This is a genomic window from Brevundimonas sp. (genome assembly GCF_965227765.1).
Lineage (GTDB): Bacteria > Pseudomonadota > Alphaproteobacteria > Caulobacterales > Caulobacteraceae > Brevundimonas.
Window position 1 is genome coordinate 2146430 of record NZ_OZ245778.1, and the last position, 13894, is coordinate 2160323.

The 13894-nt window shown below is 63.6% G+C and carries 13 protein-coding genes and 1 pseudogene; 6 read left to right on the top strand and 8 right to left on the bottom strand.

What is annotated here, in order from left to right:
* Positions 1–36: 36 nt before the first annotated feature.
* The 6 genes and pseudogenes from ACO05L_RS10445 to ACO05L_RS10470 all read left to right on the top strand — a co-directional run bounded on the left by ACO05L_RS10445 (position 37) and on the right by ACO05L_RS10470 (position 5716).
* Positions 37–1275 (top strand): glycosyltransferase family 4 protein, encoded by a 1239-nt coding sequence (locus ACO05L_RS10445; RefSeq protein ID WP_421729111.1) that lies wholly within the window; start codon positions 37–39, stop codon positions 1273–1275.
* A complete protein-coding gene (locus ACO05L_RS10450) occupies positions 1272–1874 on the top strand; it encodes a WcaF family extracellular polysaccharide biosynthesis acetyltransferase (protein WP_421729112.1) in 603 nt (200 codons plus the stop codon). The genes ACO05L_RS10445 and ACO05L_RS10450 overlap by 4 nt, the downstream gene beginning before the upstream one ends.
* The gene (locus ACO05L_RS10455; RefSeq protein ID WP_421729113.1) at positions 1871–2821 is read left to right on the top strand and encodes a hypothetical protein; all 951 of its coding nucleotides are present in this window, start codon (positions 1871–1873) and stop codon (positions 2819–2821) included. Before ACO05L_RS10450 ends, ACO05L_RS10455 begins: the two co-directional genes overlap by 4 nt.
* A 323-nt stretch (positions 2822–3144) precedes the next feature.
* Positions 3145–3309, top strand: a pseudogene (locus ACO05L_RS10460) (DapH/DapD/GlmU-related protein); the annotation flags it as partial.
* A 62-nt stretch (positions 3310–3371) separates the two neighbouring features.
* A complete protein-coding gene (locus tag ACO05L_RS10465) occupies positions 3372–4367 on the top strand; it encodes a hypothetical protein (protein WP_421729114.1) in 996 nt (331 codons plus the stop codon).
* Complete coding sequence (locus ACO05L_RS10470; protein WP_421729115.1) at positions 4367–5716, top strand: lipopolysaccharide biosynthesis protein; 1350 nt, start codon at positions 4367–4369, stop codon at positions 5714–5716. Before ACO05L_RS10465 ends, ACO05L_RS10470 begins: the two co-directional genes overlap by 1 nt.
* A 64-nt stretch (positions 5717–5780) precedes the next feature.
* On the opposite strand, the gene ACO05L_RS10475 is transcribed toward ACO05L_RS10470, so the two are convergent.
* The 8 genes from ACO05L_RS10475 to ACO05L_RS10510 form a co-directional block, all read right to left on the bottom strand.
* On the bottom strand, positions 5781–7091 hold the full coding sequence (locus tag ACO05L_RS10475; protein WP_421729116.1) for a hypothetical protein: 1311 nt from the start codon (positions 7089–7091) through the stop codon (positions 5781–5783).
* Positions 7091–7984, bottom strand: coding sequence for a GDP-L-fucose synthase family protein (locus ACO05L_RS10480; RefSeq protein ID WP_421731675.1), 894 nt, complete (start codon positions 7982–7984; stop codon positions 7091–7093). The genes ACO05L_RS10475 and ACO05L_RS10480 overlap by 1 nt, the downstream gene beginning before the upstream one ends.
* A 48-nt stretch (positions 7985–8032) precedes the next feature.
* Positions 8033–8815, bottom strand: coding sequence for a class I SAM-dependent methyltransferase (locus tag ACO05L_RS10485; protein WP_421729117.1), 783 nt, complete (start codon positions 8813–8815; stop codon positions 8033–8035).
* Positions 8805–9875: a GDP-mannose 4,6-dehydratase gene (gene gmd / locus ACO05L_RS10490; RefSeq protein WP_421729118.1), complete on the bottom strand. Its 1071-nt coding sequence runs from the start codon at positions 9873–9875 to the stop codon at positions 8805–8807. The genes ACO05L_RS10485 and gmd overlap by 11 nt, the downstream gene beginning before the upstream one ends.
* Positions 9876–10417: 542 nt before the next feature.
* Entirely contained in the window at positions 10418–11662 is a 1245-nt protein-coding gene (locus ACO05L_RS10495) for a DUF3363 domain-containing protein (protein ID WP_421729119.1), read from the bottom strand.
* A gap of 332 nt (positions 11663–11994) precedes the next feature.
* Complete coding sequence (locus ACO05L_RS10500) at positions 11995–12936, bottom strand: DUF2493 domain-containing protein (protein ID WP_421729120.1); 942 nt, start codon at positions 12934–12936, stop codon at positions 11995–11997.
* A gap of 496 nt (positions 12937–13432) precedes the next feature.
* Positions 13433–13600 carry a hypothetical protein gene (locus tag ACO05L_RS10505; protein ID WP_421729121.1) on the bottom strand — a complete coding sequence of 56 codons (168 nt, stop codon included), beginning with the start codon at positions 13598–13600 and terminating at the stop codon, positions 13433–13435.
* A 4-nt stretch (positions 13601–13604) separates the two neighbouring features.
* Positions 13605–13793, bottom strand: coding sequence for a hypothetical protein (locus tag ACO05L_RS10510; protein ID WP_421729122.1), 189 nt, complete (start codon positions 13791–13793; stop codon positions 13605–13607).
* Between the last annotated feature and the right edge of the window lie 101 nt (positions 13794–13894).

The window sequence follows — 13894 nt, forward strand, 5'->3', positions numbered from 1 at the left end:
GCTCTGCATGCAACTTCTGACGAGAGACTACTTAGGGTGAACACATCAACTCAGCCAAACGGTTTGCGCGCTTTTCTCGAAGGCGAGATGCTCATCCTAAGCAACTATTTCCATCCCGAGCCAACGGGTAGCGCGCCGCCCATTTCCGACCTCGCGGCTTGGGCGGGCGAAAACGGATTCAGGCCTGACGTCATAACTGCGCGCCCAAGCTACCCGTTCTCCGAGGTCTACAGCGGCTACGAGGACGGCCAGAAGGACGCCGACGCCTATCACGGTGCCCGGGTACGTCGCGTGGCCAGCTTTATTCCGCGCTCGCGGGGTCTGATCGGTCGTCTGGTCGGCGAACTCAGTTTCGCGCTGGCCGCGCTGGCCGGCCGCAAGCGCCGCTACAACGGCGTGGTGTGCGTCTGCCCCTCGATCTTCGTCGTCTTCTTCGCCCCCTTCTTCCGCAAGAAGGCTGGACGCGTGGTCGTGATCGTCCATGATATCCAGTCCGGCCTCGCGCAATCGCTGAAGTTCAAGGGCGCGGGCCCGATCCTAAGCGTCCTGCGGGTGTTTGAGGCTTGGTCGCTCAACCGCTGCGATCACCTCGTGGCTCTGACGGCCGAAATGGCCGGCGAATTGCGCAAGCTCGGCGTGCACAGGCCGATCGACATCCTGCCGCCCCAAGTCGACGTGCGCGAGATCGTCCCGCAACCGGAACCCGCAGGACAGACCCCGATCCTGCTCTATTCCGGCAATCTCGGCCGCAAGCAGGGATTGGACCAGATCCTGACCCTCGCCCGGTCGCTGATGGACCGCCACATCCCGGCTGTCGTCCATGTCCGGGGCCGGGGCTCGGAACGCGCCGAACTGGAAGCCGAGGCCCAGAAGATGGCCTTGACCAATGTGCACTTCTCCGATCTCGCGGACCGGGATCAGATCAGCGTCGCCCTCGGAGAGGCCGCTCTCCACTTGGTGCCCCAAGACCCGGCGGGCGCACGCTTCGCCCTTCCCAGCAAGGTCTTCTCGATCATGGCCGCGCGCCGCGCTTTCGTCGCGACGGCGGACCCCGGATCTCCCCTCGGCAACGTCGCCGATGCATCCGGCGGCGGGGTCTGCGTTCCCGCCAAGAACCCCGAGGCCTTCGCCGACGCCATCCAGACCCTTCTCAACGACAAGGCGCTCCGTGAAGAGCTCGGCCGCGCCGGCCGGGAATATGTCGAGCGCGAGATCGATCGCGAAATCATCTGCCGCAAACTGGTCGCCCTACTGATCCGGGAACCCGGATCATGAGCGCGGAGGATATCCGACCGACGGTCCAGAACCTGGCGGCCTTCCAACAGCCTGCGGATTTTCGCGGACGGCCGGGCTGGCTGGTCCAGCTCTGGTGGATCGTCCAGGGCACCGCCTTCGCCTGGTCCCCGCAATTCATGTACGGCTGGCGCAACGCCCTGCTGCGCTTGTTCGGCGCCCGCATCGGCAAGGGCGTGATCGTCCGACCCAGCGTTCGGATCACCTACCCGTGGAAGCTGACGATCGGGGATCACAGCTGGGTCGGCGACTATGCCGAACTCTATACCCTGGGTCCGATCACCATCGGGAACAACGCCGTTATCTCCCAATACAGTTACCTGTGCACGGGCAGCCACGACATGAACGCCATTGCCTTCGACATCTTCGCCAAGGAGATCGTCGTGGAGGACGAGGCCTGGGTCGCGGCTGGAGCGTTCGTCCACCCGGGCGTAACCATCGGTCGGGGCTCGGTCGTCGCGGCTCGATCGATTGTCAGAAAAAGCACGGTGCCCTATGGCGTATACGCTGGCGAACCCCTGGCCAGGATCCGTTTCAGGGGGGCCAGGCCGGGTCTGGAAAACGCGGGGCCTGAATCGTGAAACCAGCGCTTGCCATATTCGCCTTCACCCGGCCGGACAGCCTCTCGCGGCTGTTAAACAGCCTGTCGGCCTGCCCGGAATTCGGTTACGCAGCGGTCACTATTTTCATCGACGGCCCGCGCTCGCCTGCTGAGGCCGAGGTGGTCGGCCGGACCATCCGCGTCGCCCGCGAGGCGGCCCGGGATGACTGGCGCATCGTCATCGCCGAGACCAATCGCGGACTGCGGCGCTCCATCCACGCCGGGGTGTCGGATGTGTGCGAGCGGTTCGGCCACGCGATCGTGCTGGAAGACGACCTAATCCTGTCGCCCGCGGCCCTGACCTATTTCACCCAGGCGCTCGAGCGCTACGCGGACACGCCCCGGGTCTGGAGCGTCTGCGGCTATACTTATCAACACCCGGATCTCGGGGCGGACAATCGGTCCTTCTTCTTGCCTTTCGCCCATCCGTGGGGCTGGGCGACCTGGCAGAGAACTTGGAGCCAGTTCGAGTATGACCAGCCCGCGGTCCCCGCGGCGACCCTGGAGTCCCCCAGCTTCCGACGTTTCTTCGACGTCAACGGGCTGAGCAACGCCTCAGACCTGCTGGACCTTGCCCAGCAGGGGCTGGTCGACAGCTGGTTCATCCGCTGGCACCAGAAGATCTTCAGCCAGGGCGGCGTGTCGCTGTTTCCGTCCCGCGCCTATGTCGTCAACGCCGGCGTCGGCAAGGGCGGCACCCATGCTAGCCGGCTGAACCCGTACAAGCTTCTTCTAGGCACGCAGGTCCCGGACAACGACGCCGTCGGCGCATGGCCGGACCGGATCGAAACCGACTTCGTCGCCCTGGACCTGATGCGCCGGGGCCGGGACGCGACCGTCCAGCGCGTCCTGGCGCGACTAGGCCATATCAAACGACTGTTAAAGCGTTGGAAATCTGGCTTCGCGCTCGGCGGCGAGCAAACCTGATCATGATCAAGTCTCTATATCGGTCGCTGATGCGGCGCAGCGCCATTCGCAAAAACGTCACCTTCGCGCCCGACCTGCGGGTCGGATCGGGCTGTTTCATCAACGCGGCGGACGGTCTGACTATCGGTGCCAAGGTCGCCATCGGCACGAACGTCTGGATTTCCTGCAACGGCAGCATCGGCGACGGCGTCATGATCGCCAGCCAGGTTGGGATCGTCAGCCGCTACGAACATGACGCCTGCGAGATCGGCAGCCTGATTTCGGGATCGACAACGCTGGGCTCACCCGGCTCTCGCCCCCGGGACGAACGCGACGCGGTCATCATCGGCGACGACGTCTGGATCGGTTTCAACGCCACCATCCTCAGCGGCGTGACCATCGGCAAGGGCGCGGTCATCGCGGCCGCCTCGGTCGTAACCAAAAATGTCGCGGATTATGACGTCGTCGCGGGCAACCCCGCCCGGCGAGTGGGCGAGCGCTTCTCTCAGGCCGACCGACTGCTGCACGAAGAGAAGCTCGCCCCACGCGCTTCGCAAGCGAGACCTGTTTCGTGACCACCGAGGTTCTGCTCGTCTCCCACTCCCGCGACGGCCATCGGGAAGCCTATATTCACCAGTTCCAGGCCCTGCTCCACGAGGCGGGCTATTCTTGTCGCGTCGTCGACACCTGGAAAGCGACGCTGGACTTCGCAGGTCCCGCCTGCTTCCTGATGATAGAGGAAAACTTCTTCGGCTATGCGATCGCCGCGATCGTCCGCGCGCTGCAGGGTCGCCGCACGGCCGGGCTCCTGTTCCGGGGACGGGAGGCCGCCGAGGGCCAGTCGCTTAAGCTGCGCAACAAGGCCTTCCTCCTGTGCGTCATGAAGTCGCTCACGCCGGTCACCACGATGTCGATCGTGTCGTTCTCGGTCCTGCCCAGCATCGCCAGGGTCGCCGATGACTGGATCGACGATCCCCAGCTTTGGGACATTGAAGACCTGAGCACGCCGCCGTCACCGCTCAGCGCCGACCTGGTCGACCTCGCCGCCGGTCGCAACATCCTGGTCGCGCTCGGCGCCCAGAACCGGGAGAAGGGCTTCGACATCTTGGCCCGTACCTGGCTGGAAAAGCCGGAAATTCGCTCGCGCTGGCTCTTCGTCGCGGCCGGCAAGGTGGCGCCGTCCGCCTGGGATATCGCGAACGCCTTCGCCGAGGCGGGCGGTGGTCTGGTCGACAGGTATGTGTCCGACGACGAGCTTCGCTCCCTCTACGGCGCCGCCACCGTGATCTGGGCCCTCTACGCGCCCGACTACGATCAGGCCTCCGGGATCTTCGGGCGGGCGGTTCAGTACGAGAAGCCGGTCCTGCTCAGAGAGGGCTCGGCGATGGCCAACCATGCGGCCCAGATCGCCGCCCGCGCCACCACCGCGACCTATAACGACGCCGGATCGGTCATCCTCGGGCTTGAGGCCGCCGCCGTCAGCCCCGCCCAGAACCAGCGCCACAGTCATTTGATGCGAGAGCGAAGCCAGGCCCTGGTGTTCGCCGCTCTTGGAAAGGCGCACTGATGCGTGTCGGCCGTAACGTGGCCTGGAACGTCGCCGAGGCGCTCGTCACCAGCCTCGTTCTCTTCATCCTCTACCGCACGATCCTGCACCAGCTCGGCGTTGCGGCGATGGGCATCTGGGCGCTCGTTGTCTCGGCTACGGCCGTCGGACGCGTCGGGGATCTGGGGGTCACCGGCGGCCTCGCCCGCTTCGTGGCTATGAAACAGGCCGACGCCACCCACGCGTCGTCAGTCGACCAGCCCGAGCCGGACGGGGCGGCCATGCTCTACGTCGAGACGGCGCTCGCCATGAACACCGCCCTGTATGTATGTCTGGGCACGTTAATCTACTGGCCGGCCTGGTGGGCGCTCGGATGGGCGACCCACGGCGCCGCCACCCACGCCGCCCGAGAACTCCTGATCTATGCGATCGCCGCCTTTGTCCTTCAGGCGGTATCCGGAGTCCTGATCTCAGCCCTGATCGGCGCCCACCGCTCGGATCGCAAGAGCATGGTCATGCTAGGCGCCACAGCCCTGCAATGCGTCGTCGCCCTAGCCCTGATCGGACCGCTTAATCTTGTCGGCCTGGCTCTGGCGCAGATCTGCCAGTACCTTGTCATGATCATCGCCAGCTGGATTCTGCTGTGCCGCATCCTTGATGGACGCTGGGGCGGTGCCCTGCCCTATCGGTTCGACCGGGTCGTCCTGAAGGAGCTGTTCGGATTCGGGCTGCGCATGCAGGCGCTCAGCTTGTCGACCATTCTTTATGAGCCGGCAGTCAAATTCGTCCTCTCCACGACCTTGGGCGTGTCTGTCCTCGGCCTCTATGAGCTTGCATCCCGCGCCACCCTTCAGTTGCGCGCCCTGATCCTGGCACCTAGCCAGAACCTCACCCCGCTGATGACGGCCGAGATCCACCGGCACGGCTTGGGCGTAGGCATCAATGCCCTGTACCGCAAGGCCGAAAGGCTCATGGTCACCATTGGCACCGTGGCGATGGTCGGGCTCGCGGTCGGTTCTCCCATCTTAAGCCTAATCTGGTTCGGCAAGATCGACTGGATGTTCGTGACCATCTCCGCTCTGATCTGCGGGGGTTGGATGGTCAACATCTGGGCCGTCCCCGCCTACTATCTCGGCATCGCAAGCGGCGAACTGCGCTGGAACATCATCGGCGGCCTATTCACCATGACCTTCTCGCCCATCGTTGCCTGGCTCCTGTCGTGCAATTTCGGCGCGGTCGGATCGGTGATCGGAGTGATGATCGGCGTCGCGGGCGGCGCGGCCATCACTGCGGTGGCAAACAGGACGATGGTGAAACGGCGGTATGATAGACCGGAGGCGACGTCAGTGCCGGACGTCCACGCGACCTGAATCCTTGGAGACGCCGCGCATTTTCGTCAGAGCGTCATGGCGATCAGGCGCGAAGTCATCGCACCTATCTCTGGCCACGGATAGGATCAGGGGCCCTTTTGCGATACGATATAGGGATCCGGACTGCCCAAGGGGATGCTGTCATCGCTTCTCGGCGCGAGCGCCTCGCCCGGCCTTTCACGACCTCAGGAAGAGCGACCCAAGACGTGAATATGATGAAGACGGGCACATCCAGCGAGATCGGCTGAGAGGTCAGGATGATCACCAGTGCCGGTATCAGCCCGGCGATAAAGAATGGGAAGTTCTTCACCGCGCGGAAATAGTACGCAAGGACAACGAACACGTAAAACAAACCGAATAGGCGGGTCTGCGCGATCAGGCTAATGCCCTCGTTGGCTCGATACATGCGCTGAAGTCCGTCGCCGAAAACAGCGTTCTGGGCGGAGAAGGCGATCTGGATCAGGTACAGTCTCTCTCGGAACGAGACAGAGTCTGAGGCGATCTTGGAACCGACACCCACATCCTTCATGCCGTAGATGATCGGCCAGGCGAGACACAGCAGTCCGATGAGAACCAGCGTCGCGACAGACAGGGGGATTTTCGCCTTTAAGCAGGCCAGCAGCGCGCCGGTGTAGACCGCCAGAGGTAGGCCGAAGGAAGAAAGCGATACGGCCGACCCCGCGATACAGACCGCCGAGACCCACAGGGGCCATCGCCTGAAATGTGCGTAGGCAGCCGCCCAGCAAGCGAACGCCGGGAGAAGCCCCGGCTCTCGATAAATTCCGCTAAGGCGCGGTTGCACGCCGAAAAGCGTTGTCACCTTATTGAACGCAAAGGTAAAGGGCGTCAGCACGTCGCCGGCGCTGACGTAGGTATAGGCGAAACGGAATATTTTGAGGTTGTCTGCGGTCATGCCGGTCGACAGCAATATTCTCGTCAACAGCGTCGAGGCGCACGTCGCCACGACAAAGATCGCCGCGGCGCTATAGAATTTCAGCCTGCTTTCCGGCGTGAGATTGACCGCAACGACCGCGAACAGGCCCGCCATGCCGACGGCGAGACCTTTTAGACCGTTAACGGCGAACATTCCGCCCGCGGACACGCTGCGAATCGCGACGTACAAGACCGCGATGAAGAAGAGCGCGGCTTGGGGGGAAATATCAACGAGGCCTTCAGCCTTGGCACGCCACACCGAACACAGCAGCAGCGCTAACGTCAAACCAACAAGCGCTGCGGCAAGTTGAGAGTTGTAGACTTCACCAATCGCCGTTGGCCTGAAAAGCATCGCGGTCCAGGCGAGCAACGCCGCCAGGACAGTCGCAATAAGACCGACGCTTATACCTCGCGGAGGCAATTCAGGTCTGGTCGGCACCATCAGGATTTATCTATCTGGGTGGCCAAGAATGCCGCATAGGCGCTGGCGATACCATCACGTAAGGTGATCGTCGGAGCCCATCCCATGGCCTTGAGCTTGTCACCGCTCATCAGCTTGCGCATGGTGCCGTCCGGCTTGCGGGCATCGATGACGATCTCACCGTGAAAGCCGACAATCTCACATACGAGTCTGGCCAAATCGATAATGGCGATGTCCTCGCCCGAGCCGACGTTGACGTGTTCGTACGCCGAATAGTTTTTCATCAGGAACACGCAGGCGTCGGCGCAATCGTCCGCGTTCAGGAACTCGCGTCGCGGCGTGCCCGTGCCCCAGATCACGATAGTCTCAGCGCTCGCCTCCCTGGCCTCATGCGCCTTGCGGATCAGTGCCGGCAGGACGTGGCTTGAACTCAGATCGTAATTGTCACCGGGACCGTACAGGTTGGTCGGCATGGCGCTGATGAAGTCGCAGCCGTGTTGCTTGCGATACGACTGGGCCAGTTTGATGCCGGCGATCTTGGCAACTGCGTACCATTCGTTTGTCGGCTCCAGCGGACCGGTCAGCAGGGCGTCTTCCGGGATCGGCTGGGGCGCTTCCTTAGGATAGATGCAGCTAGAGCCCAGGAACAGCATCTTGCTGACGCTTTCCCGATACGCAGCCTCCGTGACGTTGGCCGAGATCATCAGGTTGTCGTACAAGAAGTCAGCCGGATAGGTGTCGTTGGCCAGGATGCCTCCAACTTTGGCCGCCGCCATGAAGATGGCGTTCGGCTTGCGGTCGGAGACGAACGCCCGGACTTGATCGGGAGATTTTAAATCGACCTCGGCGCGGGTCGCGGTGACGACCTCGCAGCCCTCGGACGCCAATCGCCGGACTATTGCCGAGCCGACCATTCCACTATGGCCAGCGACCCAGATCCGCTTGTCTTGAAGATTGAACACTTAGAACTCATGCTTTCTAAGCGAAACGATCAACACGGGCCGGAAAGCCGACGGCAGTATCCGCCCGACACGTTCCACGATTTCGAACAGTATGGCGTTTCGAGCCAGATACATGAACTCGGTATCTATCGTCGTGGTGTAGTTCTCCCATCGCTCGGGCCGGAACCACCGACGAACGGCCGATGGGGTGTTCAGACGATACCGGGTCGGGAAGACATCCTTGGATTCCCGTTCCGGCTGAAGCGTCTTCAGCACCCGCTTGTGAAGAGAATTGGGGACCAGGGTAGCCGACAGCGCGATCAGGCCAAGCTTGTTGGGGGTTCGGCCAAAGAACCAGCCACCCGGCTTCAGGACACGATGGACTTCGCTTGAAAATCTCTCGACGTCATCGACGTGTTCGATGACCCAGTCGCTGTAGATCAGATCAAAGGACTCGTCCGCAAACGGTAGGCCTTTGTCGGGATCGAAGACGTGGGCTTCATCGAGCAGCGGATTGGAGAGGACAACCGGATCGACATCCACGCCTGCGACCCACTGCACCTTGCCCTTCAGGGTCAGCAGCTTCCTTTTTGCTGGCCATTCGTTCTCGCCTTGCGCACCTCGGCCCGCTCCGAAGTCCAAGACGCGGAAGTGAGGCTCGAGGACGGAATGAATGAGAGAATAGAACAGGAACGTCGAGTCTCGCCGGCTGAACCCACCGATCAGTCGCTCCGGGGTGCGCCGGCCGATGATCTGCTCACCCTCACTGAACTCCCGGCGTTTTCGTCCTTGATCACTCGCCATTGCCACGTTCCTCCCTGCCCACGGCGATCAGGTCGGCGGCGACCATCTCTTCGCAGAGCGCCTGCCATTTTGTCTCGTGGGTCCAGCCCAATTTGGCCTTGGCCTTGGCCGGGTTGCCGATCAGCAGATCGACCTCGGTGGGGCGGAAATAGCGGGGGTCGATCTCGACATAGACGCGGCCAGTCTGAGCACATATGCCCTTCTCGTCGACTCCCTCGCCTTCCCAGCGCAGTTTGACGCCGGTCTGTTCGAAGGCGTGGGTGACGAAGTCGCGGATGACCGTGGTCTCGCCTGTGGCCAGAACATAGTCGTCGGGCTCGTCCTGCTGCAGCATCAACCACATACCGCGGACATACTCGCGGGCGTGACCCCAGTCGCGTTTGGCGTCGATATTGCCGAGATAGAGCTTGTCCTGGAAGCCGTGCTTGATGGCCGCGACGGCGCGGGTGATCTTGCGGGTGACGAAGGTCTCGCCCCGCAGCGGGCTCTCGTGGTTGAACAGGATGCCGTTGGAGGCGTGGATGCCATAGGCCTCGCGGTAGTTCACCACGATCCAGTAGCCATACATCTTGGCCACGGCATAGGGACTGCGAGGGTAGAAGGGCGTCGTCTCCGACTGCGGCACTTCCTGCACCAGACCATACAGTTCCGAGGTCGAGGCCTGATAGAATTTGGTCTTCTTCTCGAGGCCCAGAATGCGGATCGCCTCAAGGATTCTCAGCGTGCCTATGCCATCGGCGTTGGCGGTATACTCCGGCATCTCGAAAGACACCTGGACGTGGCTCATCGCGGCCAGATTGTAGATCTCATCCGGCTGAGTTTCCTGGATGATCCGTATCAGGTTGGTGGAGTCTGTCAGATCGCCATGGTGCAGGATGAAGCGCGGATCCTTTTCATGCGGATCCTGATACAGGTGCTCGATCCGGCCAGTGTTGAACGAAGACGATCTCCGTTTAACACCATGCACGATGTACCCCTTCTCAAGCAGCAGCTCAGAAAGATAGGCACCGTCCTGCCCCGTCACGCCCGTGATGAGCGCAACCTTACCATTACCAACCATAGATCGAGCGCCCCCGCCGTTCATCCCTGTTTCGGGACGCTTCGCTATATCGCCGAAATCCGGAACTGGCGATTCTTTTTCGCGCCTGCGAGATGGCTCGTTCGCCGACCGCGTCCAGGGTGCCACAGGTTCTCGTGCCAAAAAACCGGCCTCCAGAATTGTGACCTTCTATCCCACAGGGACTGGATGCGCTGCAGACGGCGCCCACCAATCAGCGCACTTCAAACCATGCGTGAGGCTGACCCATCCGAGCCCGCCCCACCTTTAACCCGGGATGCCTCCATTGGATTGCGACCTGCCTCCCTCAGGCCAGCCTCGCCGGCTCGGATAACAGAAGCGTTCAGTATGACTTTCTGTCCGCCTGGCATAGCGCCTTCGCCGCCGAGGAGGCGACGACAGTCTTTTCACCATCCTGATCGGTCTTGCCAGGCCAACAGCTTGCACTCCGAAGGCGTTCGATAGCGAGTACAGTGGAGCCGACGCCGTCTGAATTAGGGCCCCGTTCCCACAGTGAAAATCGATGATCGGCTATCTCCGACGCATCAGGCTCGCCCCATCCCAAGATCCGCTCCGCGCCCTTCGACGATCTGCGCGAGTCCGCTTGGCCCTGCCTCGATCGTTATCGTCTTTCCCATTTTCACCTCCGCCCCCGCCCTGAGCCGGGCGTAATGCTCCGTCCCCTCCCGATCCCGAACCATCACCCAGGGCGATGCCCCCGCCTCGTCATGGAACCCCGTCTTCACCACCACGCCCCTGACCCGCTCGCTGCCCAGCGGCCGCACATCCCTCGCCCCCTCGAGCCGCCGCTGGTTCAACGTCCGGATCACGTCCCGCCGCACCTGCAGCGTCCGCAACTTCGTCTCCATCTCTCCATCCAGCCGATATCGCCGCCCCTCCCGCACGGCCAACCCAAGTCCCTCCAGATGCCGCAGCCGACCGCGCGTCAACGCCGCCCAGGCGTCGCTTGCCCCAATTCCATCATCGACCCTCCCGCCGGCGTCCGACGCCGCCAGCAGCCGCCGGTCGAACCCCGTGAACCGGTCCGCCGCCGTTTCCTTCCAGATCCGGCGCTCGGCCTCGACCCGCGACAGATCGCCGAGCCGTTCCTGGGCCACCTCCTGCGCCCGCGCCCGGAAGCCGTAACCCATGTAGTCGCGCGGAATGACCAGGTCCCGCCCATCCTCTCGGCGCCCCCGCACCAGCACATGGGCATGCGGCTGGTCGGTGTCATAGTGGCAGGTCGCGATCCATTCCAGATCAGGCTCCCCCAGGTCTGCTGAAACCCGTCCCATGACCTCCCGGACATAGGAGTCCAGGTCCAGTCGATCGCCATGCTCGGGCGAGATGATGAAGCGGAAATGGTGCCGGTCCTCGCTCCAGCCTGCGGTCTCCGCCTGCGGCGCGATCCCCTCGCCTTCACGGTTGAAGAACGCGGGGCGCGCTCCCTCCGCCCCCGCGCCGGAGCGACCCAGATAGACGACGTGTTTGGCCAGGGCCGCCGCCCGGTCGGCACCCTTGCCGATGTGGCGCGACACCAGGGCCTTGACGATGACCCGTTGCCGGACGTCCAGACGGAAGGCCCGGCCTGAACGGTTCTGCGCCGCCTTGAGCACCCCTGAACGATTTCCCAGGGCGAAGGCGCGCGAGCTCGCCAGCCGCTTCAGCATCCCGTTCCTGACGTTCATCCGCTCGGTCTTGAGGCGCAGCGGCAGGGCGACCTGAAGATCACCGCGCCCCTGGACAGACCCCGTCGAAAGTCGGAACTCAAGGGCCTCTCGAAGAAGCATCGCCGCACGTCCGATCCGGAAAGCGACGCGCTCCGGTCCGACAACTCACCACAAGTCGTCCAACACCGCAGATCAGGCCGCTAACCTGCGGGCAGAATAAGAGAAACAGGCCACGCCAAAAACCGCCTTTTATCTTGCCCTCCACCGCTTTTGACGGATTCTCAGACATCGCCATCAACACCGCCGACATCCGACCAAAGGCGATCAACACCGCCTGGCCTGGGATGTCTGGGGCCCTGATCTCGCGCCCGCCGATCGCTAGACGGCCCCGGATGACAAACAAAAACCCGCCCGGCCAAAGCCGAGCGGGTCGTTGATACAGTCTCGATCTTTCAGGCTGCCCGGGCCTTGATGGAGACATGTCGCAGCCCGGACTCCATCGCCTTCTGTCCAAGGTTGAGCGCCGGTCCGAACGGCCGCTGCTCTCCCTTCGCCCCATCCACCGAATGGACCAGGGTCAGGCAGACCTCCGGCTCGAGCGCGATCAGTTCATCGTTCGCCCTGAAGGGCGCCGCCTTGCCGTGGGTGTCGAAATCGGCCCGGGCGAGGATCAGTTTCACCCCCTTCTGCTGGGCCCATTTGATCGCCAGCTTCTCGGAGCCTTTCGCCCCTGTCGTCGCCAGAGCCATGTCGGGCCATTCCTGTTTGGCCCAGTTGAGGGCGTCGAAGATCCGCCCCGCGTCCTCCGCGCTGTCGGCCGCTGGCGCGCCCCTGAAGGCGATCACCGGCCCGCCCGGGTCCGCCTCTCCCGATTTCCGATTGCGGATCGCCCGGATCGCCTGTTTCGCTTCCAGCTGGCTCGCCGTCAGATGCGTGCCGCGCCGGCTTCCCCGCCAGGCCGTCCAGACCTCCCCGGTTGCGACCGTCCAGGTGTCGGAGGCGGCGTCCCGGATCAGTTCGCAGGCCTGGGTCGCCGCATCGCCTGCTCTCGCCTTGGCCGTCGCGTCCTGAAGCTCTGTGTCGGCCGCTTCTGATCCATCGAAGTCCCGGTCGAGCGATCGCATCGTGTCGCGCGCCCGGTCCGCGTCTCTCTCGATCCGTCCGGCCGCCGAATGGAAAGCGCCGATCAGGGCCTCTCCCAGGATGGTCTGGTAATCCTCGAGCGCGGTGTCGGAGATCACATCCACCAGCTCGGTCATGAGCGCCCGCCCGAGCTGGACCAACGCCTCCTCTGTGGGATGCGGACGCGGATCGCCGAGCGACGCCGACAGGTCGTCGAAGGCGGAGTCGGATTTGGGGGTGAAGGCGGAAGAAGCTGTGGTGAAGGGGGTCATGGGATCATTCCTTGAGATGAAGAAATGTCGAGCGCCCCATGCGCAACGACCCCGGTCTTGGCCACAGCGGGGTCCCCGGCAGTCACCGGAGCGGCGGGCCGCTTGCCCGCCGCGGAGGGAATAAGGCGAAGCCGTTGACTTCCGGGGTGCTGTGACAAGATCGGAGGGCGTTGTGTGGGGGCAAGTCCTCGCCCCCTTCGGGCGAGGACCCCATTCGGTGCCGTCGCGCCGATACGGACGAAGACGCGACGCGCTTCAGATCCGTCGACGGCGGCGAGCCGGCGGCGTCTCCCGGTCGTTGACCCCGTCCAGCGCCGCAGGCCATCAGTCGCATCCGCCGCAGGCGCGCCAATCATCATCAGCGAAGCGGTCCGGGTGGCGGCGCCCATCAATACCAGAGCGAGATGACGGAGGCGGATAGGGGCCCGTTGGGCGCCGTCGCGTGGCGGGTATAGATCACCCTGGCCTCACGGTGTCCGCACTGGCAACGGAACCGCTAGGACCGCCCCTCGGCCGGCCAGTTTCGCCTGGCGCCGAACAGAGGACGAGGATCCATCAACACGGCGCGCTCGCAACCCGGCCGGTCGCACTGGACGATCAGGCGCTGGCCGTACTCCGGCGCCCTATCCTCTCGCGCCAGGCGCGGCCTGTTCGGATCGGGCATGACTTTACCAGCCCGTCGCCGTGGCGCACCCGAGCCGCCGAAGCTGGATCCCCGCCGCAAGGCGAAGAACGGATCCGGGCGCCCGCTGTTCGACGCAGTTGAGGATCTGCCGCGCCGTCTCGTTCGGATCCTTCTGGCGCGCGAGCGCCAGATCGAGCTCAACCCGCATATCGGCCAGGGCCTGGTCGTTCATCGTCACTCTCCAAGACTGCCGACCCGACGACGCGTGTCCCCCCGACGACCGAGGACCGCAAAGGCTCGCTCTGCTTTCGTTCCGGTTATCGACAGGATTGG